This is a genomic window from Streptomyces lichenis (assembly GCF_023218175.1).
GTDB lineage: Bacteria > Actinomycetota > Actinomycetes > Streptomycetales > Streptomycetaceae > Streptomyces > Streptomyces lichenis.
Map to the genome: position 1 here is coordinate 26,600 of NZ_JALPTH010000039.1, position 22,221 is coordinate 48,820.

23 protein-coding genes and 1 other RNA gene are annotated in these 22,221 nt (G+C 74.0%); 10 read left to right on the forward strand and 14 right to left on the reverse strand.

Annotated elements, in window-relative coordinates:
- Positions 1-65: 65 nt before the first annotated feature.
- Positions 66-959 (reverse strand): N-acetylmuramoyl-L-alanine amidase, encoded by an 894-nt coding sequence (locus M1O15_RS28755; protein WP_248637141.1) that lies wholly within the window; start codon positions 957-959, stop codon positions 66-68.
- 242 nt (positions 960-1,201) lie between these two features.
- On the reverse strand, positions 1,202-1,846 hold the full coding sequence (locus M1O15_RS28760; RefSeq protein WP_248637142.1) for a class I SAM-dependent methyltransferase: 645 nt from the start codon (positions 1,844-1,846) through the stop codon (positions 1,202-1,204).
- 183 nt (positions 1,847-2,029) lie between these two features.
- Between M1O15_RS28760 and M1O15_RS28765 the strand changes: the two genes are divergently transcribed.
- On the forward strand, positions 2,030-3,487 hold the full coding sequence (locus M1O15_RS28765; protein ID WP_372499609.1) for an MFS transporter: 1,458 nt from the start codon (positions 2,030-2,032) through the stop codon (positions 3,485-3,487).
- Between the two features lie 288 nt (positions 3,488-3,775).
- Here M1O15_RS28765 and M1O15_RS28770 read toward each other — a convergent pair whose 3' ends face one another.
- Positions 3,776-5,149: a hypothetical protein gene (locus tag M1O15_RS28770; protein ID WP_372499610.1), complete on the reverse strand. Its 1,374-nt coding sequence runs from the start codon at positions 5,147-5,149 to the stop codon at positions 3,776-3,778.
- A gap of 228 nt (positions 5,150-5,377) precedes the next feature.
- Between M1O15_RS28770 and M1O15_RS28775 the strand changes: the two genes are divergently transcribed.
- Genes M1O15_RS28775 through M1O15_RS28785 form a run of 3 tightly spaced genes read left to right on the forward strand, consistent with a single transcriptional unit; the run spans position 5,378 to position 8,240 of the window.
- Positions 5,378-6,253, forward strand: a complete 876-nt coding sequence (locus M1O15_RS28775) for a Nif3-like dinuclear metal center hexameric protein (RefSeq protein WP_248637144.1) — start codon at positions 5,378-5,380, stop codon at positions 6,251-6,253.
- Complete coding sequence (locus tag M1O15_RS31730; RefSeq protein WP_308282419.1) at positions 6,250-6,993, forward strand: zinc ribbon domain-containing protein; 744 nt, start codon at positions 6,250-6,252, stop codon at positions 6,991-6,993. The genes M1O15_RS28775 and M1O15_RS31730 overlap by 4 nt, the downstream gene beginning before the upstream one ends.
- The gene (locus M1O15_RS28785; RefSeq protein ID WP_248637146.1) at positions 6,993-8,240 is read left to right on the forward strand and encodes a bifunctional RNase H/acid phosphatase; all 1,248 of its coding nucleotides are present in this window, start codon (positions 6,993-6,995) and stop codon (positions 8,238-8,240) included. The genes M1O15_RS31730 and M1O15_RS28785 overlap by 1 nt, the downstream gene beginning before the upstream one ends.
- Positions 8,241-8,300: 60 nt before the next feature.
- On the opposite strand, the gene M1O15_RS28790 is transcribed toward M1O15_RS28785, so the two are convergent.
- Entirely contained in the window at positions 8,301-9,176 is an 876-nt protein-coding gene (locus tag M1O15_RS28790) for an endo alpha-1,4 polygalactosaminidase (protein WP_248637147.1), read from the reverse strand.
- A 151-nt stretch (positions 9,177-9,327) separates the two neighbouring features.
- Here M1O15_RS28790 and M1O15_RS28795 point away from each other — a divergent pair, with 151 nt between their 5' ends.
- From M1O15_RS28795 to M1O15_RS28805, 3 genes are read left to right on the forward strand one after another with little or no spacing between them, the layout of a single operon-like run.
- Complete coding sequence (locus tag M1O15_RS28795; protein ID WP_248637148.1) at positions 9,328-9,810, forward strand: hypothetical protein; 483 nt, start codon at positions 9,328-9,330, stop codon at positions 9,808-9,810.
- A complete protein-coding gene (locus M1O15_RS28800) occupies positions 9,807-10,265 on the forward strand; it encodes a hypothetical protein (protein ID WP_248637149.1) in 459 nt (152 codons plus the stop codon). Before M1O15_RS28795 ends, M1O15_RS28800 begins: the two co-directional genes overlap by 4 nt.
- A gap of 4 nt (positions 10,266-10,269) precedes the next feature.
- Positions 10,270-10,632 carry a GntR family transcriptional regulator gene (locus M1O15_RS28805; RefSeq protein ID WP_248637150.1) on the forward strand — a complete coding sequence of 121 codons (363 nt, stop codon included), beginning with the start codon at positions 10,270-10,272 and terminating at the stop codon, positions 10,630-10,632.
- 40 nt (positions 10,633-10,672) lie between these two features.
- On the opposite strand, the gene M1O15_RS28810 is transcribed toward M1O15_RS28805, so the two are convergent.
- The 6 genes from M1O15_RS28810 to M1O15_RS28835 all read right to left on the reverse strand — a co-directional run bounded on the left by M1O15_RS28810 (position 10,673) and on the right by M1O15_RS28835 (position 16,063).
- Positions 10,673-11,623 carry a sporulation-delaying protein SdpB family protein gene (locus M1O15_RS28810; RefSeq protein ID WP_248637151.1) on the reverse strand — a complete coding sequence of 317 codons (951 nt, stop codon included), beginning with the start codon at positions 11,621-11,623 and terminating at the stop codon, positions 10,673-10,675.
- A 1-nt stretch (position 11,624) separates the two neighbouring features.
- Positions 11,625-12,218 carry an SdpA family antimicrobial peptide system protein gene (locus tag M1O15_RS28815; RefSeq protein ID WP_248637152.1) on the reverse strand — a complete coding sequence of 198 codons (594 nt, stop codon included), beginning with the start codon at positions 12,216-12,218 and terminating at the stop codon, positions 11,625-11,627.
- A gap of 125 nt (positions 12,219-12,343) precedes the next feature.
- Positions 12,344-13,015, reverse strand: coding sequence for a sporulation delaying protein family toxin (locus tag M1O15_RS28820; protein ID WP_248637153.1), 672 nt, complete (start codon positions 13,013-13,015; stop codon positions 12,344-12,346).
- Positions 13,016-13,246: 231 nt separating this feature from the next.
- Positions 13,247-14,563, reverse strand: coding sequence for a sensor histidine kinase (locus tag M1O15_RS28825; protein ID WP_248637154.1), 1,317 nt, complete (start codon positions 14,561-14,563; stop codon positions 13,247-13,249).
- Positions 14,560-15,234, reverse strand: coding sequence for a response regulator transcription factor (locus M1O15_RS28830; protein WP_248637155.1), 675 nt, complete (start codon positions 15,232-15,234; stop codon positions 14,560-14,562). The genes M1O15_RS28825 and M1O15_RS28830 overlap by 4 nt, the downstream gene beginning before the upstream one ends.
- 175 nt (positions 15,235-15,409) lie before the next feature.
- On the reverse strand, positions 15,410-16,063 hold the full coding sequence (locus M1O15_RS28835; RefSeq protein WP_248637156.1) for an SRPBCC family protein: 654 nt from the start codon (positions 16,061-16,063) through the stop codon (positions 15,410-15,412).
- A 164-nt stretch (positions 16,064-16,227) separates the two neighbouring features.
- Between M1O15_RS28835 and M1O15_RS28840 the strand changes: the two genes are divergently transcribed.
- Complete coding sequence (locus M1O15_RS28840) at positions 16,228-16,911, forward strand: TetR/AcrR family transcriptional regulator (RefSeq protein WP_248637157.1); 684 nt, start codon at positions 16,228-16,230, stop codon at positions 16,909-16,911.
- 22 nt (positions 16,912-16,933) lie between these two features.
- Positions 16,934-17,467, forward strand: coding sequence for a 2'-5' RNA ligase family protein (locus tag M1O15_RS28845; protein WP_248637158.1), 534 nt, complete (start codon positions 16,934-16,936; stop codon positions 17,465-17,467).
- 29 nt (positions 17,468-17,496) lie between these two features.
- On the opposite strand, the gene M1O15_RS28850 is transcribed toward M1O15_RS28845, so the two are convergent.
- The 3 genes from M1O15_RS28850 to yaaA all read right to left on the reverse strand — a co-directional run bounded on the left by M1O15_RS28850 (position 17,497) and on the right by yaaA (position 21,224).
- Entirely contained in the window at positions 17,497-19,560 is a 2,064-nt protein-coding gene (locus tag M1O15_RS28850; protein ID WP_248637159.1) for a neutral/alkaline ceramidase, read from the reverse strand.
- Positions 19,561-19,731: 171 nt separating this feature from the next.
- Positions 19,732-20,376 carry a bifunctional 4-hydroxy-2-oxoglutarate aldolase/2-dehydro-3-deoxy-phosphogluconate aldolase gene (eda, locus tag M1O15_RS28855; RefSeq protein WP_248637160.1) on the reverse strand — a complete coding sequence of 215 codons (645 nt, stop codon included), beginning with the start codon at positions 20,374-20,376 and terminating at the stop codon, positions 19,732-19,734.
- A gap of 65 nt (positions 20,377-20,441) precedes the next feature.
- Entirely contained in the window at positions 20,442-21,224 is a 783-nt protein-coding gene (gene yaaA, locus M1O15_RS28860) for a peroxide stress protein YaaA (RefSeq protein ID WP_248637161.1), read from the reverse strand.
- 126 nt (positions 21,225-21,350) lie between these two features.
- On the opposite strand from yaaA, the gene rnpB reads away from it, so the two are divergent.
- Positions 21,351-21,758: RNase P RNA component class A (gene rnpB, locus M1O15_RS28865), an RNA gene on the forward strand.
- A gap of 120 nt (positions 21,759-21,878) precedes the next feature.
- On the opposite strand, the gene M1O15_RS28870 is transcribed toward rnpB, so the two are convergent.
- On the reverse strand, positions 21,879-22,172 hold the full coding sequence (locus M1O15_RS28870; protein ID WP_248637162.1) for a DUF6087 family protein: 294 nt from the start codon (positions 22,170-22,172) through the stop codon (positions 21,879-21,881).
- Positions 22,173-22,221 lie beyond the last annotated feature (49 nt).

A 22,221-nucleotide genomic window follows, 5' to 3' on the forward strand; every position in this document is an offset into this window, starting at 1 on the left:
GTGGCGCGAAGCACGGGGGTGGTAGCCGGACCCCATCGTACGGAGGAATCTATCGTCCGGTCCCGTCAGCGCAGCAGGTAGGTGCGGATGCCGTCGGCCATGCCCCGGGCCGCTTTCTGACGCCATGCCGGGTCTGTCAGCAATGCGGCGTCCTGCGGATCGCGCATGTTGCCGCACTCCACGAAGACCTTGGGGACCGTGGAGAGGTTGAGCCCGCCGAGGTCCGCGCGCACGTCCAGGCCGGTGCCGCCGCCCACGTAGTTGGAGGGCTCGGTTCCGGTGGCGGCGCGGAATCCGGCCGCGACCCGCTCGCCGAGGGCCCGCGAGGGGGCGGCGATCGCCGAGGTGTCCGCGCTGCCCTCGGCGACCTTCGCCGGGAGGATCACGTGGTAGCCGCGGTTGCCCCGGCCCGAGCCGTCCGCGTGGACGGAGATCGCGGCGTCGGCACGGGCCTCGTTGCCGATCCTGGCCCGCTCGTCCACACAGGGGCCGAAGGGCCGGTCGGCGTCATGGGTGAACACCACCTTCGCCCCCTGGGCGGTGAGCAGGTCCCGCAGCCGGTGGGCCACGTCCAGGGTGAACGCGGCCTCGGTGTAACCGGCTTCGGTGGCCGTGCCGGTGGTGTCGCACTCCTTGCGGTGCGTCCCGGCGTCCACCTGGCGGTTGATCTCCGCGGTGTGCCGGAAGTTCCCCGGGTTGTGCCCCGGGTCCACCAGCACGGTCCGCCCGGCGAGCGGCTTCGATCCGTCCGGGGAGACGGCGGGGGAGGGGGTACGGGACGGGGGGACGGCCGTGCTGTCCGGACCGCGGCCGTCGGCGGGGGCGCCCGTGTCCGGTCCGCGCGCCACCCCCCACACCAGTGCGCCGGCGGCGGCCGACACCGTCAGCAGGGCGGCGAGGACGAGGAGCGGTCGGCGGCGGATGGACGCGGGGCGGGGGCTGTCGTCGTCGTCGTGCACCCGCGCATGCTACGGGCCGGGGCGCGGGCGGACCGGCAGGCGGGGGAGGCGCCGACTCGGCCGCCCGGCCGGTGGCCGGTCGGACACCGGAGCCGGGCGTCAGCTGCCCGTGCCGGTGCCGGGCGTCAGCTGCCGGTCCCGGTGGCCAGGTGTCGGACACCGGAGCCGGGCGTCAGCTGCCGGTGCCGGTGCCGGGTGTCAGCTGCCTGGGCCGGTCCCGGTGGTCGGGTGCCGGGCGCCGGTCAGCTGCCGGGGCCCGTCCGGCGGAGCACCCGCAGCGAGTCGGTCGCCGACACCTCGGTGAACGCCCCGGAGGCCAGCGCCCGCTGGTGGATCCGGTACGGGGCCTGGCCGCCGTCCGCCGGGTCGGGGAAGACGTCGTGGATGACCAGCAGCCCGCCCTCGGCGACCTTGGGCGCCCAGCCCTCGTAGTCCCCGGTGGCGTGCTCGTCGGTGTGGCCGCCGTCCACGAAGACCAGCCCCACCTGGCCCGCCCACACCCGGGCCACCTGCGGGGAGCGGCCGACCACCGCGATGACGTGCTCCTCAAGCCCGGCCGCGTGCAGGGTGCGGCGGAAGGCCGGCAGCGTGTCCATCAGCCCCACCTCCGGGTCCACCACCTCCGGGTCGTGGTACTCCCAGCCCGGCTGCTGCTCCTCGCTGCCCCGGTGGTGGTCCACGGTCACCGCGACCGTCCCGGCCGCGCGGGCCGCGTCGGCGAGCAGGAGGGTGGAGCGCCCGCAGTAGCTGCCGACCTCCAGCAGCGGCAGCCCGAGCGCCGCCGCCTCGGCCGCCGCCGCGTACAGCGCCAGCCCCTCGCGTACCGGCATGAAGCCCTTGGCGGCCTCGAAGGCGGCCAGCGTCTGCGGCCCGGGTACGGCGGCCATGGGGTTCCTCCAGCACATGGTCAGGGATCTGCGGTGCGGGGCCCATGCTGCCGTACCCGCTGGTAGCCGCGGTGACCGGGCCGCCCGGGACCGGTCCGGGACCGGCTCGGGACCCCGCGTAGGACCAAGGTCCCGGGCCGGTACGACGACAGACGCTTCAGGGAGCACCGGCCGGCTGCGACCATGGAACGCATGCCCGAACCCCGTCCGCACACCGCCGTGTCCCCGTCCCCCCGGCCCTCCGCCGCCCCCGCCGACCGCCCGCGCAGGACCTGGGCGGTGCTCGCCGCCGCCTGCGCCGGGCAGTTCCTGGTCGTCCTCGACGTCTCCGTGGTCAATGTGGCGCTGCCGTCCATGCGCTCCGACCTCGGGCTCTCCGCGCTGGGGCTGCAGTGGGTGCTCAACGCGTACACCATCGCCTTCGCCGGGTTCATGCTGCTGGGCGGGCGGGCCGCGGACCTGTTCGGGCGCAAGCGGATGTTCCTGGTGGGCCTGGGGCTGTTCACCGCCGCCTCGGTGGCCGGCGGACTGGCCGCCGAGGGCTGGCAGCTGCTCGCCGCCCGGGCGGTGCAGGGACTCGGCGCCGCGGTGCTGGCGCCCGCCACGCTCACCATCGTCACCTCGTCGGTGCCGCCGGGACCGGCCAGGACCCGGGCGATAGGCACCTGGTCCGCGGTCGGCGCCGGCGGCGGCGCGGCCGGCGGGCTGGTCGGCGGGGTCCTCACCGACCTGCTCTCCTGGCGCTGGGTGCTGCTGATCAACGTACCGGTCGGCGCGGTGGTCATCGTCGCCGCGGTGCTGTGCATACGCGAGGGGCGCGGCGCGGAAGGCCGCCGCCGGCTGGACCTGCCGGGCGCCGTGCTGGCCACCGCCGGGCTCGCCGCCGTCGCCTACGGCATCGTGCAGACCGAGCAGGCCGGCTGGGGCGACGCCGCCACCCTGCTCCCGCTGCTCGGCGGGCTGGCGCTGCTCGCCGTCTTCGTCGCGGTGGAGGCCCGCACCAGGGAGCCGCTGATGCCGCTGAAGGTGTTCCGCTCCCGCCCCGTCTCGGCGGCCAACGCGGCCATGCTGGTCAACGGTTCGGCCTCGTTCGCCATGTGGTTCTTCCTGACGGTGTACGCGCAGGGGGTGCTCGGCTACTCCCCGCTGGAGGCCGGAGTGGCGCTGGTGCCCAGCTCGCTCAGCGTGGTCCTCGGCTCCAAGCTGGCGCCCCGGCTGATGGCGCTGGTCGGGGCCCGGGACCTGGCGATCCTGGGCGCCCTGGTGGCCGCCGCCGGGTTCGGCTGGCAGTCCCTGATGGACGCCGACGGCTCGTACGCGACCACGATCCTCGGCCCCGGCATCCTGATGATGCTGGGCGTCGGCCTGTCGATCACCCCGCTCGCCTCGCTGGCCACTTCGGGCGCCGCGCCCGGTGACGCGGGCCTGGTCTCCGGCCTGGTCAACACCTCGCGGACGATGGGCGGCGCGCTGGGCCTCGCGGTGCTCTCCACGGTCGCCGCCGCGCGCACCGGGGCGTCCGCCACCCCGGAGGCGGTCACCGCCGGCTATGCGCTGGCCTTCCGCACCGGGGCCGTGGTGCTGCTGGCCGGGGCGCTGCTGACGCTGCTGTGGATGCCGCGCCGGGCCGAGCAGCACTGAACCGAGGCGGGGAAGGGGAGAGGGCCGGGCCCGGGGATCGCCCGGGCTCCGGCCCTCTCGTCATCTCTCGCTCCTGCCCCGTGGGTCAGGCGGCCTCCGCCTGAGGGTCCCTGCGGTGGCGGCCGTGCGGGCGGTCCGCGGAGTCCTCCGTGCGCGCGGAGCCGCCTCGGTGCTTTCCGGAGCCGCCGGCGTCCCCCTGCGGTCCTGCCTGGGTCGTGTCGGTCATGGCTTCAGACATGTGGGAACTTCACCCCGTCGTGATCGTCCGATGATGTGCGGCCCGCGAGTCTAGGGCCTCCCGTTGACAGGTGCGCGACCGGTCAGCGGCGCCTGCTGGAGCGGGACCGGTCTGCACACCCCGACAGTCGCCGCCACGGCCGCCCGCGGTTCCGCCCCGGAGGGCTCCGGTTGTGCGGGTGTGGTGGAGGGCGGGGACGCGGGGGCGGCGTCCCGCTCCGGGGGCGCCGAACGGGCCAGCCGGGCCAGCCCGCAGGGCACCGCCCCGGTCGCGTACGGCAGCAGCAGCACCCCCTCCCGGGTCCACAGCCCCGCCCCGGCCTGCCAGCCGGGCGGCGCGGCCACCTGGTGCAGCCGCCGCTCGGCCGGGCGCCAGACGCCCACCCAGCTGCCCGCCGCCCCGTCGATCCGCAGCGCCACCGCGCACCCCTCGGGGGTGAGCGTCTGCCCCGGCTGCACCGCGAACGGGGTCACCGCCGCGTCCGCCAGCCGCAGGCACTCCGGGAACCGCACCGGCAGCGTGGAGCCCAGCACCCCCCAGCCCAGCCGGGGCGCGCCCGGCGAGGGGGCGTCCGAGCGGACCAGCAGCAGCCCGCTGTCCGCGTCCGCCAGCAGCACCCGGTCGTCGCTGTCCTCGGTGATCTGCAGCAGCGGCGTCACCTCGCCGCCCCGCTCCAGGTCCACCGCGACCGACTTGACCGGCCCGCCCCGCGCGGGCCGCCGGTCCAGGGCCAGCAGCCGCCCCGTACCGTCCAGCCAGACCCCGCCCGCGCAGCGCCCGGGCACCTCGGCCACCAGCTCCGGGCCGCCACCCGACCCGCCGCACACCCGCCACACCCCGGTGGCGTGCTCGCCCGCGCTCAGCGCGTACGCCCGCGTCCCCTCCGGCGACGGCGGCAGCAGCCGCACCGCCCCGCCCGCCCCCGGGCCGTCCGCCACCGCGCCGAGCGGCACCTCCCCGGTGCGCGGCCCGCTCGGGTACAGCAGCGAGAACAGCCGCCGCCCCTCGCTCCGGCGCCCGATCAGCACCCGGCCGTCCGCCAGCGCCAGCAGCTGCGCGTCCGGGTCCTCCGGCTGGTCGGCCGGCAGCGGTACGGCGTAGGGCTCGGGCCCGTCCAGGGTCCACCGCTCCGGGTAGCGGGACTCGCCCGCCCCGGCCAGCCGCACCGCGTAACCGCCGCCCGCGGCCAGCGTGAACCCGGCCCCGGAGCCCGCCGGCCCGCCGCCCGGCATCCCCTGGCCCGGCGGACCGGCCGACCCGGCCTCCGTGCGCGGCGCCCCGCCCTCGTCCGGCGCCCCGGCCCCGCCCGGCGTCCGGTCCGGTCCGGGACCCTCCGCGGCGGTCCGTGCGGCCGTGCGAACGGCGGTGCCTACGGCAGTGCGTACGGCGGTCTGCGTGGCGGTCTCGATGGCACAGGCTGTCATCGGTTCGTCACCTCCGGCGACTGAAGCTAGTTTTCGCACGTCCAGCCGGACAACGGGACCTTGCCCGCTTCACCTGTAAGGGTGGCCCTCGGCCCGTTCACCGGGTGTCGCGGCGGCGGCTGTGCTGGCGGGGTCCTCCCGCACCCCCCCCCGCCGCCCCGGGGCTCCCGCCCCCCGCCCCCCACCGGCCATGACCGTCCCGTTACGCCGGACAGGTAGCCTTGCCCCGTGCCCCGTCTGTCTGAAGTCATCGCCGAGCTGGACGCCCTGTGGCCCCCCGAGCGGGCCGAGCAGTGGGACGCCGTCGGCACCGTCTGCGGCGACCCGGACGCCCCGGTGCGCCGGGTGCTGTTCGCCGTCGACCCGGTCCGGGAGACCGTCGAGGAGGCGATCGCGTTCGGCGCCGACCTGCTGGTCACCCACCACCCGCTCTACCTCCGCGGCACCACCACGGTCGCCGCCGGGCACTTCAAGGGCCGGGTGGTGCACACCCTGATCAAGCACGACATCGCCCTGCACGTGGCCCACACCAACGCCGACACCGCCGAGCCCGGCGTCTCCGACGCCCTGGCGGCCGCCCTCGGGCTGCGCACCACCGGGCCGCTGGTCCCCGAGAACGGCCTCGGCCGGATCTGCGAGCTGGACGAGCCCGAGACGCTGCGCGCCTTCGCCGAGCGGGCCGCCCGCGCCCTGCCCGCCACCGCGCAGGGCATCCGCACCGCCGGAGACCCGGACGCCCCGGTGCGCCGGGTCGCGGTCAGCGGCGGCTCCGGCGACAGCCTCTTCGACGCGGTACGGGCCGCCGGCGTGGACGCCTTCCTCACCGCCGACCTGCGCCACCACCCGGCCTCCGAGGCCGTCCAGCACTCCCCGCTCGGACTGGTCGACGCCGCCCACTGGGCCACCGAGCAGCCCTGGTGCGCGCTGGCCGCGAGCCAGCTCGCCGGGATCTCCGACCGCCTCGGCTGGGACCTGGCGGTCCACGCCTCCACGACGGTCACCGACCCCTGGTCACACCACTCCGACTCCCTCCGCCCTTCCTCTGATCATTCTTCTGCTGATCACTCTTCCCCTGATCACTCTTTCTCTGGAGCCCCCAACTGAACGCCGCGCCCGCCGACCAGATCCGCCTTCTCGACGTCCAGGCCCTCGACCTGCGCCTCGCGCAGCTCGCCCACAAGCGCGACGGGCTGCCGGAGCACGCCGAGATCGCCTCGCTCACCAAGGAACTCGCCCAGCTGCGCGACCTGCTGGTGGCCGCGCAGACCGAGGAGGGCGACTGCGCCCGCGAGCAGACCAAGGCCGAGCAGGACGTCGACCAGGTCCGCCAGCGCGCCGTCCGCGACCAGCAGCGCCTGGACTCCGGCGCCGTCACCTCCCCCAAGGACCTGGAGAACCTCCAGCGCGAGCTGGTCTCCCTCGCCAAGCGCCAGGGCGACCTGGAGGACGTGGTGCTGGAGGTCATGGAGCGCCGCGAGTCCGCCCAGGAGCGGGTCGCCGAGCTGACCGAGCGCACCGGCGCCGTGCAGGCCAAGCACGACGACGCCACCTCCCGCCGGGACGCCGCCCAGGGCGGTCTGGACGACGAGGCCGCCTCGGTCACCAAGGAGCGCGAGGTCGTCGCCGGGTCCGTGCCCGCCGACCTGATGAAGCTCTACGAGAAGATCCGCGGCCAGCAGGGCGGGGTCGGCGCGGCCAAGCTGTTCCAGCGCCGCTGCGAGGGCTGCCGGCTGGAGCTCAACATCACCGAGCTGAACGAGGTCCGCGCCGCCGCCCCCGGGACGGTCGTCCGCTGCGAGAACTGCCGCCGCATCCTGGTGCGCACCTCGGAGTCCGGCCTCTGATGGCTGCCCCGCCCAGTGAACTGGTGGTGGAGGCGGACGGCGGCTCCCGGGGCAACCCGGGCCCGGCCGGGTACGGGGCGGTCGTCCTGGACCCGGTCTCGGGCGAGCCGCTGGCCGAGGCCGCCGAGTACATCGGCACCGCCACCAACAACGTCGCCGAGTACCGGGGCCTGATCGCCGGGCTGAAGGCCGCCCGCAAGCTGGCGCCGGAGGCGTCGGTGCGGGTGCGGATGGACTCCAAGCTGGTCGTGGAGCAGATGTCCGGCCGCTGGAAGATCAAGCACCCGGACATGAAGCCGCTGGCCGCCGAGGCGGCCCGGGTCTTCCCCGCCTCCCAGGTCCGCTACGAGTGGATCCCGCGCGAGCGGAACAAGCACGCCGACCGGCTCGCCAACGAGGCGATGGACGCCGGCAAGCGCGGCCGCCCGTGGCAGCCCGCCGACTCCTCCGTGATCCGCGCCGTGTCCGCCACCGACACCGACACGTCCGCCGCCCGGGTGGTCGGCGACCAGGCGGCGGGCGCCGCCAGGGCCCGCGCGGCACTGGCCGGCGATGGCTCATCCCCGGATACCGAGGCGATCACCCGGGCCGCCGTCCCGTCCGTCGGCTGGGCCACCGCCGATCTGGGCGCCCCCGCCACCCTGGTGCTGCTGCGCCACGGGGAGACCGCGCTCACCCCGCAGAAGCGGTTCTCCGGCAGCGGCGGCAGCGATCCGGAGCTGTCCGAGGCCGGGCGGCGCCAGGCCGAGGCGGCCGCCGCGATGCTGGCCGCCCGGGGCACCGTCCAGGAGATCGTCACCTCGCCGCTGCTGCGCTGCCGGCAGACCGCCGCCGCCATCGCCGAACGGCTCGGACTGGACGTCCAGGTGGAGAAGGGGCTGCGGGAGGCGGACTTCGGCGCCTGGGAGGGGCTGAGCTTCGCCGAGGTGAAGGAGCGCTACCCGGACGACCTGGACGCCTGGCTGGCCTCCCCGAAGGCGGCGCCCACCGGCGGCGAGTCCTTCACGGCGGTCGCCCGCCGGGTCGCGGCCGCCCGGGACCGGCTGGTCGAGCGGCACGCGGGACGCACGGTGCTGGCGGTCACCCATGTCACCCCGATCAAGACCCTGGTCCGGCTGGCGCTGGGCGCCCCGCCGGAGTCGCTGTTCCGGATGGAGCTGTCGGCGGCCTCGCTCTCCGCGGTCGCCTACTACCGCGACGGCAACGCCTCGGTGCGGCTGCTCAACGACACCTCGCACCTGCGCTGAGCCACCCCTCAGGGCCCCCGCGCCGGCACGGCGCGGGGGCCCTTCGTCATCCCGAGGGGGTCAGCAGGAGCGGAAGACGTATCCCTCGCCGCCGCGCGGCGCCACGTCCACGTCCCGCCGGACGACCGAGAGCCGGCCGCCCCACTCGTCGCAGGCCCCGGCGTAGCCGTCCTCCTCGTACTCGATCACGAAGACGCGGTTCTCGTACGCCGAGGCGAAGGCGCCGCACTCGCCGTACCGGCCGCACTCCTCCGCCACCGCGAAGTCGAAGCCGATCCTCGCGCGCTCGGGCAGCAGCGCCGTGGTGTTCTTCTGGCCGATGGCCAGCCCCGCGGCGTGCGCCCGCTGGGCGAGCAGGGTGGCGAAGGCCGCGTTGTGCGCCTTGGTCAGCCGCCCGCCGGAACGCTCGTAGGAGTCCAGGTTGTCCGGCTCGACGGCCTGGAAGCCGCTCTTGGCGCAGCCGTCGATCCAGCCGCCGACCACCGCGGCCAGCCGGGCGCGCTTGGCGGTGGTCGAGGTGTCGAGCAGCGCCTCGCCCCAGTCCTCGTCGTTCACCGGGTTGCCACCCCGGTCCTTGAGCACCAGGTCGGGGTGGTTCTTCCGCCACCAGCCGAGCGCGTCGGGCTGGGCCTGGAAGGCGTTGACGTAGCAGACGTTGTAGAGGCCCGGGGCGGGCTTGGCCGAGCGGTCCCTGGAGACCGCCCTGACCCCCTTGGGCGGGGTGTACGCCCCGCCGATCTGGTAGTCGAAGCCGGTGTCGGCGGTGGGCAGGACGACCTTCTCGGCCTGGGTGGCCTTCTTGGCGGACCGGGCCGGCTGGCTGGCACCGGCCGGGAAGAGCAGCAGCCCGGCGGCCAGCGCGCCGACCGCTCCGGCGGCGGCCGCGACCCGGGTGGAGCGGCGGCGGTGGAACGGGGTGGCGGAGTGCTTCGGCACACGATCTCCAGTGCGGGGGGAGGTACGCCCGTACGAGGGGAGTACGGGTGTACGCATCCTGCGCCGCCGATCGTGAGGGTTCCATGAGGCGGCCCAGGGCATTGTTATCTTTGAGCTATAACAACCACGTCAGAATGAAGGGGAGAGTCTCATGGTCTCGCGAGTCGAAAGTGCCCGTTCCGGGTCCTCTGACCGCAGCCGGATCCTGTTAGGCGCCGGCCCGTGGATCGCCGCGGCCCTGGCGCAGTTGGCCGTCTACGCCGCTCTCAGCGGCCGGCTCCCCGATGAAGTGGTCTCCCATGTGGGATCTTCCGGGCCCGACGGCTTCATGTCGCCACTCAAGCTGGTGGCCATCACCGTCGCCGTCTACCTGGCAGAGGCGGCTCTGTTTGGATACCTGCTGATCCGTCGTCGGCAGACGGCGGGGCAGTACCGGCTCACCGCCGCCTGCGGATGGGGCGCCGCCTGGGGCGAGGGCTACTTCCTCACCGCCTCCTTCGCCGCCAACGCCGGGTTGTCCGACCCGCGCGACCTCGACTTTCCCCTGTCCGTGCACGGGCCGATCGCCATCGCCGTCTGCGTGGCCGGCGGGGCCGTCGGCGCGGCTCTGGCGTGGAAGGCGGACCGCCGGTGACATCGCCCGCCCCGTACCGGGCGGCGTGGAGCCGGAAGGCGGGACCGGCCTGGTGCGTACCGGTCGGGGTGCTCCTCGCTGTCGCGGGCGTCGTCCTCACCTGCCTCACGTCAGCGGCCTGGTGGCTGTTTCCCGCCCTGCCCGTGGGGCTGCTGATCGTGCTGTTCGGCGGCACGCGGGTCACCGTCGACGCCCGTGGTGTCAGCGTCTCGGCTGCTCGGCTGCCCCTTCGGCGCTTCCGTCTGGACCGGATCGCGGCTGCGCGCTCCGGCTACGCCCGCCTCGCCGACCTGGGGGGTTTCGGCTATCGCGTGGTGCCCGGTCGACACGCCGTGTCCTTGCGGTCGGGCGACGCCCTGTGGCTGGAACTGACCAATGGACGGCAGTTCGTTGTGACGGTCGACGACGCCGGGACCGCCGTGCGTCTGATCACGAGACTCCTGGGAAGGCCCTGACTCCATGTTGGTGGAGATCGATTCAAGCTCCACGCAACCGCTGTCCGAACAGGTTGCCGCAGCCGTACGACGTGCCATGCTGGCCGGCTCCCTGCGCGTCGGTGACCGTCTGCCGGCCGCCCGGGATCTGGCCGGGGCACTGGGGATCAGCATGCACACCGTGCTGCGGGGCTACCAGATGCTCCGGGCGGAGAAGCTCATCGAGCTGCGGCGTGGCCGAGGGGCGGTAGTGGTCGCCTCCGCCCCGCAGGACCGCGCCGCAGTCGTGGAGCACGCCCGGCAGTTGGTGACCGCCGCCCGACGGATCGGAATGCCGGACGCCGAGACGCTCGCGCTGGTCTCGACGTGCATGGACCGGGAGCAGTGAGCCGTCGACGGCGGTCCGCGCAGACATCCCACCGCTCCAGTCAGGCGGCGGTCCGCGCCGGAGGCCGAACAGCCGCGGACTCGCCAGGATCGGCGACGAGGTCGCCGGTGGACTGAGGCCGGCGCCGGGTGATGGTGGCGCCGGACGGCAGGCAGAGCACCAGAATGCCACCCGCCATCGCCAAGGCGAAGCTCCACAGACCCATCATCAGCCCGATCGAGAAGTGGAACAGCAGACCGGCCCACATGGCCGCATGGCGAATCCGCCGCGGCAGCAGCAGAGCGACCGCGAGGGTGATCTCGATGAGCAAGGGGAGCCAGGTCATCAGAGCGACGCCCCAGGATGTCGACACGACAGGGCGCACCAGGGTGTCCAGCCATCCAGGAGCGCCGAAGCTGAGGTTGGTGCTCCAGTACCACATGGCCGTTCCGTCGTACCACTCCTGATGAGGCAGCTTGGCGACGCACGCGTTGAAGTAGACGAGGGACATCTGCAGCCGCAGCATCAGCAGACCTGAGGATCCGGCGAGAGCCCAGCCGCACCGGGCGCGGGAGCCGTTGTCCGACGGCGGCGCCTGCCAGTGCCAGCGGCGAGGGTCGCCCAGCGCGGGCAGGAGGAACAGGATCGACAGAACGAGACCGATCTGATCGCCGCCGTCGCTGATGGCGATCCCCGCGAACACGCTGTAACTGACGTAGGCGTGCGGAAGTGCGGTCAGGCGGGGGCGCCAACCGGCGGCGACGACCAGGAGCGCCAGAACGCACAGCCACTTCAGCCAGCCGAGGCCGCTGTGGTCCCCCTTCGCCAGGCAGAAGACGGCAGCGGACGCGGCTCCCTCGCAGGACGGGAAATCACCGGCCAGGGCAACGGGGCGAAAGAGGGTGTCGACACTGGAGAACGCGAGGGTGCCCGCGGTGCCGAGGGCGACGAGAGTGCGGGCGAGGCCGTAGACGTTGCTCCACGGCAGGGCGACGAGGCGGTCGACGGCCATCTCAGCACTCCACATCCCAGACAGCGGCCCGCACCGGCGTATGGGTGCCGGGCAGCAGATCGCGCCAGGCCCATGGAACCGGTTTCATCTCGACCATGGCGGAGCGTCCGCACACAGTGGGTGAGGGCGAACGGTTCTTCAGTCTCTTCGTCACCGCTGCCTGCTGAAGGCAGTCGGCAGCCGAGGTGGCGTCACCACAGGGGTGCCAGACCAGGTCCTTCTCGTGGAGGAGCAGCGCTCCCTCGATTCCCTGGGAGCGAGAGGCCCGGTCCAGCCCGAACGCGTTGGAGGCGCGGGCGTGCGGCCCCAGTCGGACATCGCCCCACGCTCCGTCCTGCCGGCGGAAGGGAACGTACTCGGAGTCCTTGGCCGACTTGGTGAAGAACGCCCAGCCTTGTGGCGCGATGACGAAGGCGATGTCGTGTGTCTTTTCCTGCCCCGGTAAGTGGATGACGTTTTTCGGCAGGAAGGCCTGGGCCACGTAGAGGGCGACCAGTGCCCATATTCCGGCGACCATGGCAATCCATCCGCCCGGTACGCGGATACGGGTAGTGTTATCGGTTGCTTGCAGCGGTACGCGGTCGGTGAGTTTCATCAGGACTTTCAAGCTGGGCGCGCTGCGTCGGCGCCGGGAATGGCAGAAGGCGGCATGGGCTGGGCCGCACCTCGGGAGTCCCGGGGTGCGGCCCGTCTCCGGGTGGAAGGAGACTCACCCGCGGATCACGCGGCGGCGAGCCGGGTGATGTCGGCGATCTTCTGGTCCTTGGTGATGCTGCCCTCGTCAGCGGGCGCGACCGACATGTTGATGACGTTCTTCCATGCCTGCAGATTGACCGCGACGGAGACGTTCACGGCGCCGCCGACGTTCACGACGATGAGTACGTTCAGCGCCAGGACGGCGCAGCGGCCGTCACCCGCGCCCAGGGCCTTGGGGCTGGTGGTGTCCTTCTCGTCGACCGTGACCTCGGTGAGCAGCTTGACGGCCCGGTCCATGCCGGACTCGACCTTGCGCGGGTCGCCGGAGCGCACCTGGGTGGAGAAGGCGCTGAAGAACCCGGAGTCCTTCTCGGCGATCGCGTCGAGCACCTGGGCGACGGCCTGGCGCGCTTCGGCATTGTCGTTCTTGCGGTAGGACTCCGCAGCCCCGGTGTACGGCCCGAGTTCGGCGAACTTCCGGCCGAGATCGCCCTGCAGGAAGATCAGGCCCGCGTACACGTCACGACCGTCCTGGACGGTGCCGACCGCCGGGCCCGACCGGTGGGCGGCGACGGGTGCGGTGCCCGTGGAAGGGGCGGCGGACGCGTTCGAGGTGGCCACCCCGCCGACACCGATCGCGGTGACTGCGGCGACCGTGGCCAGGATGCGCTTTGTTCTCGCGTTGCGGCTTAACACGACTCTCCTCTTGATGGCTGGAAAAGTGCGTTCGGCTGAATGGCGCCGTTCCGCGCCACTCACCCGTTTCGGATTGTGCGAGGAACACACTCCCCAATGGACTCCGAGCGATCAAGCGAATAAAAAGATCCTGTGTTGTCGGCGACATTTCGCCAGGGAAGCGTTTACTCCGGTTCAGACGTGGCTCCGCCCTTTTTCCGGGCTACCGGCTCACAACCGGTTGCCGCCGCTTTAGGGACGCCCGAGCCGCGCGTGCCGGGGCTCGGTGGCTCCCGGGCCGAGGCGGAGTACGAAGACGGAGCCGCCGCCGGGGCGGGTGCGGACGGTGACGGTGCCGCCGTGGGCGGTGGCGATCTCGTGGACCAGGGAGAGCCCGATGCCGGTGCCGCCGCCGTCCGAGCGGTAGCGCTCCAGCAGCTCGGGCAGGTCGCCCGGGGCGAGGCCGGGGCCTCGGTCGGCGACCGTCACCGTGGCGCCGTGCACGGACACCGCCACCTCGGCGGTCCCGCCCGGGGTGGCGCCGTGGCGCAGCGCGTTGTCCAGCAGGTTGCGCACCGCGATCCGTACCAGCGCCGGGTCGGCGGCCACCACCGAGTCGTCCAGCCGGACGCTCACCGGCTGGGCGGCGGGCGGCAGTTCGGCGCAGACCTGCTCCACCAGCTGGTCCAGCCGGAGCGGTTCGGGGCGAAAGGATTCGGCGGCGGCCTGGAGCCGGCCCCGGGTGAGCACGTTGTCGACCACGTCGGCCAGCCGGTCGGTGGCCCGCCGCATCCGGGGCAGATGCTGCTGGAGGCGGCGCGGGTCGGCGTCCGCCGTGTCCACCGAGCTGCGCATGATCGCCACCGGGGTGCGCAGCTCGTGCGCCGCGTCGGCGAGCAGCCGCTCCTGCGCCTCCAGCGCCTGCCAGGCGGGGCGCAGACTGCGGCCGGACAGCAGATGGCCGGTCAGCGCGGCGACGCAGGTGAGCAGGGCGGAGCCGGTGAGCACGGCGGCGGTGAGCCGGCGGTGCTGGGCCATCCCCTGGTCCGGGTCGCCGACCACCACCACGGCGCCGACGGTCCGATGGGTCTCGTCGTGGTAGTACGGCTGGGCCAGCAGATAGGCGGCTGTGCCGTCGCGGGCGGGCGTCTCCCCCCGTACCGTGGCGTCCTCGGTCATCGCCGTCCGCGCCAGCCGGGCCAGCTCCGCCGGGGCGACGGGCACGGCGGGGCCGCGCGAGGTGAAGACCCGTTCCAGCGCGCCCCCGGCCGCGGTGTGCAGCACCACCACCCGGGGGCGGCCCCGGGTGGCGGCGTCGTCCTGGAGGCCGTCAAGCCGCAGCCGGCCGCCCTCGTCGTAGTAGATGAGCGAGGCGCTGACGGCGGCCCTGCGGTCCATCTCGTCGTACTCGGCCTCCCGCCAGGAGCGGGCGTCGGTGCGGATCACCATCCAGCAGAGCACGCTGACCCCGGCCAGGGTGACCAGGGTGTACGCGAGCGTCAGCCGGAACTGCAGGCGCCGCAGCCGGCGCCGGGCGGGGGAGTGGCGCCGCCGGCCGACTGCTCTCATGTCCCGGCCTGACCGGCGCCGAGCAGGAAGCCGTGGCCGCGCACGGTGTGGATCAGCGGCGGGCCGCCCAGTTTGCGGCGCAGCCCGGCCATCACCGCGTCCACCACGTTCGACGCGGGGTCGGCCATCTCGTCCCAGCAGTGCTCGATCAGGGCGCTGCGGGTGACCACCGTCTCCTGGTGGACCAGCAGCCGGTGCAGTACCGCGTACTCCTTCGGCGTCAGCGTCAGCAGCACACCGCCGCGCCGCACCTCGCGGCGGGCGCCGTCCAGTTCGAGGTCGGCGCAGCGCAGCTGGACCGGGAGCCGTCCGGGGGCGCGCCGGGCGAGGCTGCCGACCCGGGCCACCAGCTCCACCATGGCGAAGGGTTTCGGCAGGTAGTCGTCCGCGCCGAGCCGGAAGCCCTCCACCCGATCGGGCAGCGCGTGCAGCGCGGTGAGGCAGAGCACCGGGGCCGCCCAGCCGGTGCGGCGGCGCCCGGCCAGCGCGTACAGCCCGTCCCCGGACGGCAGCAGCCGGTCCAGCACCACGCAGTCGTAGTCGGTGACGTCCAGCAGCAGATCGGCGTTCGGCCAGTCGGCGACGGCGTCCACCGCGTATCCGGCGTCCCGGAGCCCGGCTTCGACGGTGTCCCGGAGGTCGGGCTCGTCCTCGACGAGGAGTACGCGCATCTGGTCATCGCCCTTGCGGTCGCGGCGCCGGCCGCCCTCGGCCGATCGGATGGAGCGGGCCCGGGCGGGGGCGCCGCCCGGAACCGGGACGTCATCCTAGACAGGCCGTGGCCGGATACCTCCGCCCGACCGCCGCGCCCAAGCGGGCGCACCCGGAGTGGGCGGGTGAGCCGGCTCAGCGGGCCCGGCCCTCGGCGGCGGTCTTCAGATCGAGCAGCCAGGCCTCCAGTCCCTCCCGCAGCACCCTGGTCGCGTTCGGCACGTCCCCCTCGACCACCGCGCCGGTGTGGGTCTCCTCGGTGCTCACCCGGACACCGCCCCTGACCTTGGTGAAGGTCCACACATGCACCCCGTCGATCCGCAGTCCCGGGGCCGCCTCGGCGACCGCGGGGCCGGTCCACCGGACGCAGGACTTCTGCTTCAGCTGCCGCACGGTGGAGGTGATGTCCAGGTCCAGCGCCGGGGTGGTGGGCGTGGGCGGCACCGGGATCGTCCAGCGGAACGCCGAACCGGCGCGGAGCGGGCCGTGGTCGAGGCGTTCGGCGGAGGCGACGGGCTTCTGCCAGGACGGCCAGCGCTCCACCTCGGTCTGGAGCCGCCAGATGGTGCTCAGCGGCGCGTGGATCACGGTCTCGGTGCGGTGGCGCACCCGGGCGTCCGGGTCGACGCCCTTGCCCCGGCAGGTGAGCGAGGCCCCGGGGCGGTGGCTCCCGGCGTCGGCGGTGACGGGCGCGGTGGCGGCCCCGGCCGGGAGGACGGCGGTGCCAAGGAGGCCGGCGGCCACCAGCGGGACGGTGAGCAGGGCGGCGGTGCGGGCGGTACGGGACATGGGTTTCTCCGTCTCGGTGGGCTTCGGTCGAGGGGGTGTTCGCGAGAAGCTCCCGCGTTCGTGAGAAGTTATAGCGTTACGTGAATCGGAAGGTCAAGAGCTTCCGTGATACCCTCTAACTAATTCTTCGGTCGGTAGTGAGTGTGCGAGAGGGGTGGCCATCCATGGCGAAGCCGGACACCGAGGCGAAGCCGGACCCGGGCACCGGTGCCAAGACCCCCCGGGAGCGCTACCGGGCCCAGGTCCGCGAGGAGATCAAGGACCGCGCCTGGGAGCAGATCGCCACCGCGGGGGCGTCCGCCCTCTCCCTGAACGCGATCGCCAAGCAGATGGGCATGAGCGGACCCGCGCTCTACCGCTACTTCGCCGGCCGCGACGAGCTGATCACCGAGCTCGTCCGGGACGCCTACCGCAGCCTCGCCGACGCCCTGCGCGCGGCCGCCGCCGACGGTGCCGACCTGGCCCGGCTGGCACATGCCCTGCGCGACTGGGCCCTCGCCGACCCGCACCGCTACTTCCTGGTCTACGGCACCCCCGTCCCCGGCTACCACGCCCCGGCGGACACCACCGCCATCGCCGACGAGATCGTGGCCCTGCTGCTCGACGCCTGTACGGCACTGCTCCCGGCGGGGGCCACCACCCCCCTCGGCGCCCACCTCCAGGAGCACCGGACCTGGGCCGAGGGCCACCCCGCCCCGCCCGCCGCCCTCCAGCTGGCCATGAACCTCTGGACCCGGCTGCACGGCGCCCTGTCCCTGGAGCTGGCCGGCCACTTCACCGGGATGGGCTTCGACCCCGCCCGCTACTTCGCGGCCGAGCTGGACGGCCTGCCGGCGTCCGGACGCTGACCCGCCGTCGTAGGCTTCGGCGGTGCGTACGGTCGAGCTCCTGCTGAACGAGGCGGCGGACCTCGCGGTCCGGGAGGCGTGGCGGCGGCTTGCGGACGCGGGACTGCCCAGTCAGGCGCGCCACCGCAGCCCCACCAACAGCCCGCACCTCACCCTGGCCGCCTGCCCGGAGCTGACCGCCCCGATCCGCTGGGAGCTGGCCGAGGTGGCGGCCGCCCTGCCGCTGCCGGTGCGGTTCACCGGGGTGGTCCGCTTCGAACGGCCCACCTCGGTGCTGGCCTGGGCGCTGGACCCCGACCCGGAACTGACTGCGCTGCACCGCCGGGTGTGGGAGGCGGTGGTCTCGGACACCCCGCCCGACGCCCTCAACCCCTTCCACCAGCCGGGCCGCTGGCGCCCGCACATCACCCTGGGCCGCACCCGCCGGGCGGGCGCCTTCGCCGGGCGGCGGGTGCCCGAGCTGCTGCCCGCGCCGCCGCTCTCCGCCCGGCTCACCACCCTGCGCAGCTACGACACCGAGACCGGCGCCCTGGAGATCCTGGCGACCCACCCCTGACGGCGACCGGCGACCGCCCGGCGGACCGCTCAGCGCACGCTGAAGCCCCCCGTCGTCCCGGTGATCGGAGTGATCCGCCCGGTCAGGCTCTTCGCGTCGCCGTGGTAGCGGAGGCGGTAGCGGCCGGGCGGAGTGCCGGCCGGGATCTCCCAGGTCACGGTCGTCCGGGAGGCGGCCGTCCCGTCCCGCCGCCAGTGGAACCTGGTCGCCCAGTCCCCGTCGTCGGCGACCGTCCGCCAGCCGCCGCCCTCCTCGCGCTGCACCTCCAGGAAGGTCCCGCCCCGGTGCAGGTCGTTGCCCGGGTGGGCGCCGGCGAACACCGCCTCCACCACCTCCCCGGCCCGGTAGGTCTCGCGCGGCGGGCTCAGCACATCGCCGAAGCGGTGGAACAACTGCGGCGCGTCCACCACCACCCCCGGTTGCAACGAGATCTGCCGGCCGCTCAGATCGGGCGGTACGGGACCCAGCGGCAGCCGCCGCCCGTCCCGCATCGCCGTCGCCAGCGCGGCCACCGTCTGCTGGAGCGCGGGCAGCTGCCAGCGGCCGAAGAGCGTGCTGCCGCCCTCGTACTGCTGGGCGTCGTACTCCTCCGGTGTGGTCACATAGTGGAAGTAGGCGTTGGCGTACCCGGCGACCAGTACGTCGTCCAGCTCCGAGCCGGTGATCGCGGCGACCGTGCGCCGCAGCCGCAGCCCGGCCGCGATGGTGACCTCGCCCGGGACGCCGACCAGATACAGCCGGCCGATCCGCACCAGCTGCACCGGCACCTGCTCCTGCACCCACGGGTAGACCCCGTTCAGCAGCCCGATCGGCACGAAGACCGCCTTGGGCGCCTGCGCCTGCCGCAGCTCCGGCGAGGCGTTGTACACCAGGGCCTGGGACACCAGGTCGAAGAACGGGTTCTCGCCCTCCTGGAAGCCGGGGAAGGCCGGCCCGTCCTCCATGCTCCCGGCCGCCATCGAGGCGCCGATACAGGGCGTGGAGGTGGTGTGGCCGCGCCCGTCCCCGGTGAACTCCGGCCCCACCTCCGTCTTCGACAGGTCCACGTACACCAGCCGCGAGTCCACCCCGCCCTCCAGCCGGGTGCCCGCCCGCGCCAACTGCCCCGCCGCCGCCTCGTACTGGCGCAGCCCGCTCTCCCGGGTCCGGGCGAAGTCGGCCGGGGTGGTCGGCGGCTTCAGATCCAGGTTGGGGGACATGTCCCCGGCGTTGGTCTGGGCGAAGGCGGAGACGAACGCGGGCGGCCGGCCGTCCAGATAGTCGACCCGCTCCACCTCCCGCTCCCAGTGGTAGGCGGCGTAGCCCTTGTTGTCCGCGCTGATCAGCCGGTTGTCCCCGGACATGCTGGTGCCGTGCACGGCGAACCAGTTGACCGCGCCCACCGCCCGCCCGCCGCGCTCGATCCGCAGCACCGTGGAGAGCGGATCGACGGCGTCCGGGAAGTGGGCCCGCACCTCGGCCGGATTGCGATCGAACGCGGTACGCGACCGGTTGACACTCACCCCGTGCAACTGCTCACGCGTCAGGATCAGTTCGGAGGGCGCCAGATCCTCGTGGGCACGCTGGGCCGCCTCCACCAGACCGGCGGCCACCGCCTCGAAGGTCCTGGCGTGGAAGCCGCTGGTGGTGGTGTTGTACAGCACATGGTGCGAGTAACCGCCCGGGCCCGCATGCGTATGGGTGGCGGTGATCAGCACGTTCTGCTCGGTGTAGAGCCCGCCGTACTTCTCCGCCAGCCGTCGCAGCACCGCCTGGTGCACGCTGCTGAAGATCATCGGTGAGTCGGCGACGATCAGCAGCACCCGCTCACCGCTCGCCCGGTCCACCACCGCGAACGCCCGCGCCCGCAGGCGGGTGTGCAGCCCGGCGGCCTGCTGGTCGAACCGCCCGTAGCCCATCATCCCGACCTCGGCGACCTCCCCGGTCGCGTCCGCGATCCCGCGCCCGACCAGATACCCCCCGCCCTCCGCCGTACCGCTCTCCCGGGCGGCGGCCTCCGCCGTCCCGCTCGCGGCTCCGGCGGCTCCCAGCCCGAGGGCCGCGCCGGTCTGGAGGACGGTACGCCTGCTCGGTGCCGGCGGCGGTGGGGTCATGGACGTCTCCTGGCGGGTGGGGGAGCGGGGAGGGCCAGCCATGCGTCTTTCACCCGTACGGGCCTCTCGCTGTGCTGGGCGTCAGGCCGTCCGGGTGGCCGTATTCGTACTCGCTGGTACGCCGACCCGCAAGACCCTCTACCGCCCCAACTCCCCGCCACCGCGGGTTGCTCAGGGTCGCAGCCCCGCCGCCTCCCGGGCCAGCGACTCCACCCGCGCCCAGTCTCTCGCGGCGAGCGCGTCCGGCGGCAGCATCCACGTACCGCCCACACACCCCACGTTCGCCAGCCCCAGATACCCCGGCGCGGAGTCCAGGCCGATGCCCCCGGTCGGGCAGAACCGGGCCTGGGGGAGCGGGCCGCCGATCGACCTCAGATACGGCACCCCGCCCGCCGCCTCGGCCGGGAAGAACTTCATCTCACCGACCCCGCGCTCCAGCAGGGCCAGCACCTCCGAGACCGTGGAGACGCCCGGCAGGAACGGCAGCCCCGAGGCCCGCATCGCCTCCAGCAGCCCGTCCGTCCACCCCGGCGACACCAGGAACCGCGCCCCGGCGGCCACCGCCGCGGCCACATGCTCCGGGGTGATCACCGTCCCGGCGCCCACGACCGCCTCCGGCACCTCCGCAGCGATCGCCCGCACCGCGTCCAGCGCGGCGGGCGTCCGCAGGGTCACCTCGATCGCCGGCAGCCCACCCGCCACCAGGGCGCGCGCCAGCGGCACGGCGTCCGCGGCGTCCTCGATCACGACTACGGGGATCACCGGCGAGAGATCCAGCACCGACGGAGCGGCGGACTGAGCAGCAGCAGAATCCATGGCCCCCATCCTGCCCACCCCCTCACACCCCCCGCAACGCCCGTTGCGCACCGTGCAACGCGCGCCTAATGCACCTCATCCACCAGCACATCCAGCGACCACGCCCGCCCGCTCTTCCCCGGGGCGTCCGCCTCCACCACGTACCCCATCCCCCGCAGCACCTCCACCAGCTCCGCCGGAGTCCCCGGCTCCACCCCCGCCACCAGCAGACTCCTCACCAACCGCCCCTTGGTCGCCTTGTTGAAGTGGCTGACCACCTTCCGGGTCGGCGCGTGCAGCACCCGTACCGTCGCCGTCCGCTCGGCCACCTCGCCCTTGGGCTTCCAGGCCGCCGCGTACGCCGCCGACCGCAGGTCCAGCACCAGCCCGTCCCCGGCCGCGTCCGGCAGCACCTCGGCCATCGGCGCCCGCCAGTGGGCGCCCAGCGCCCCCAGCCCCGGCAGCCTCACCCCCATCGAGCAGCGGTACGAGGGGATCCGGTCCGCCACCCCCACCGCGCCCCACAGCCCGGAGAACACCAGCAGCGCCGCCCGCGCCCGCTCCCGGGCCGCCGCGTCCAGCGTGGCCAGGCCCAGCGCGTCGTACAGCACCCCGGTGTACACCTTACCGGCCGGCCGCGCCCCCGCCGTCCGCAGCCCCGCGTTCTTCGCCACCTCGCCCCGCAGCCCCTCGCTCAGCCCCAGCACCTCCCGGGCCTTCTCCTCGTCCGCCGAGCACAGCTCCACCAGCTCCTCCAGCACGGCCGCCCGCGCCCCGGCCAGCCCCGGCAGCGACAGCGCCCCCGGGTCCAGCGGCGCGCCGTCACCGGACGGGGCCTTCCCCTCGGAGGGCGGCAAGAGCACGAGCACGGCGGTTCTCCTTCACGCGGTACGGCTGGACGGGGTGCGGCCCCGCGCGCCAGCGTACGCATCCCCGCCCCCCGCCCCCGGACCTCGCCGGTCCTCCCGCCCGGGTACCATGACCAGCACGGCAGACGAGCCGGGCGGACGGCCGCGTGAGGATCTCCACGATCCCCCCGAGGAACGTCCGGGCTCCACAGGGCAGGGTGGTGGCTAACGGCCACCCGGGGTGACCCGCGGGACAGTGCCACAGAAAACAAACCGCCGGGACCGTATCCGTACGGCCCCGGTAAGGGTGAAACGGTGGTGTAAGAGACCACCAGTGCCCAGGGTGACCTGGGCAGCTAGGTAAACCCCACCCGGAGCAAGGTCAAGAGGAGCGCCGTCACACGCGCTCTGCGCGGACGTTCGAGGGCTGCCCGCCCGAGTCCGCGGGTAGACCGCACGAGGCCGGCGGCAACGCCGGCCCTAGATGGATGGCCGTCACCCCGACGACCGCGAGGTCCCGGGGTACAGAACCCGGCGTACAGCCCAGCTCGTCTGCCCCTCAGAGCTCCCGACCAGCGAAACCGCAGGTCAGGGGCTCTTTCTCACGGAGGGCCAAAGGGAGCCTCGCCGCTGCGAAGGTAGCCATGAAAGTAGCCACGCCGGGCGGCTGGGTCGTCAGGACACCGGAGGCTTGCGGTGTCTGCCGGTCCCCGGGCCGAGTTTCGGTGCCGCTTCGGGGGCGGAGGTCGCCTCGGTGTGGGGAAACAGGATGCGCCGTGCTTCCGCGAGGTTCGCCGCGAAGCCGTGCGGCTCCCACAGATGGCCGTTCCACCGCTGGATCGCACGGGGCGCGTCGGGGTTCAGATGCGATGCCCTCGGGCCGTCGCCTGTGACGAGGGGTACAGCGCGAAGCTGGCCGATCCTCGCGTCCCGGCGCTCGGCCCACTGGGAAAGCGGCTCGTCGTCCATGTCCGGAGCGTAGTGGTTCAGGTGGAAGTGGTGTGTAACTCTCCCGGCG

Excerpts from the sequence above, each read along its gene's own strand:
- M1O15_RS28815 (WP_248637152.1), bottom strand. The coding sequence starts at position 12,218 with ATGAAACTCACCGACCGCGTACCGCTGCAAGCAACCGATAACACTACC.
- M1O15_RS28830 (WP_248637155.1), bottom strand. The coding sequence starts at position 15,234 with ATGCGCGTACTCCTCGTCGAGGACGAGCCCGACCTCCGGGACACCGTC.
- M1O15_RS28850 (WP_248637159.1), bottom strand. The coding sequence starts at position 19,560 with ATGACCCCACCGCCGCCGGCACCGAGCAGGCGTACCGTCCTCCAGACC.
- M1O15_RS28870 (WP_248637162.1), bottom strand. The coding sequence starts at position 22,172 with ATGGACGACGAGCCGCTTTCCCAGTGGGCCGAGCGCCGGGACGCGAGG.
- M1O15_RS28765 (WP_372499609.1), top strand. The coding sequence starts at position 2,030 with ATGGAACGCATGCCCGAACCCCGTCCGCACACCGCCGTGTCCCCGTCC.
- M1O15_RS28760 (WP_248637142.1), bottom strand. The coding sequence starts at position 1,846 with ATGGCCGCCGTACCCGGGCCGCAGACGCTGGCCGCCTTCGAGGCCGCC.
- M1O15_RS28770 (WP_372499610.1), bottom strand. The coding sequence starts at position 5,149 with ATGACAGCCTGTGCCATCGAGACCGCCACGCAGACCGCCGTACGCACT.
- M1O15_RS28835 (WP_248637156.1), bottom strand. The coding sequence starts at position 16,063 with ATGTCCCGTACCGCCCGCACCGCCGCCCTGCTCACCGTCCCGCTGGTG.
- M1O15_RS28840 (WP_248637157.1), top strand. The coding sequence starts at position 16,228 with ATGGCGAAGCCGGACACCGAGGCGAAGCCGGACCCGGGCACCGGTGCC.
- eda (WP_248637160.1), bottom strand. The coding sequence starts at position 20,376 with ATGGATTCTGCTGCTGCTCAGTCCGCCGCTCCGTCGGTGCTGGATCTC.
- M1O15_RS28785 (WP_248637146.1), top strand. The coding sequence starts at position 6,993 with ATGGCTGCCCCGCCCAGTGAACTGGTGGTGGAGGCGGACGGCGGCTCC.
- M1O15_RS28825 (WP_248637154.1), bottom strand. The coding sequence starts at position 14,563 with ATGAGAGCAGTCGGCCGGCGGCGCCACTCCCCCGCCCGGCGCCGGCTG.
- M1O15_RS28810 (WP_248637151.1), bottom strand. The coding sequence starts at position 11,623 with ATGGCCGTCGACCGCCTCGTCGCCCTGCCGTGGAGCAACGTCTACGGC.
- M1O15_RS28795 (WP_248637148.1), top strand. The coding sequence starts at position 9,328 with ATGGTCTCGCGAGTCGAAAGTGCCCGTTCCGGGTCCTCTGACCGCAGC.
- M1O15_RS28805 (WP_248637150.1), top strand. The coding sequence starts at position 10,270 with ATGTTGGTGGAGATCGATTCAAGCTCCACGCAACCGCTGTCCGAACAG.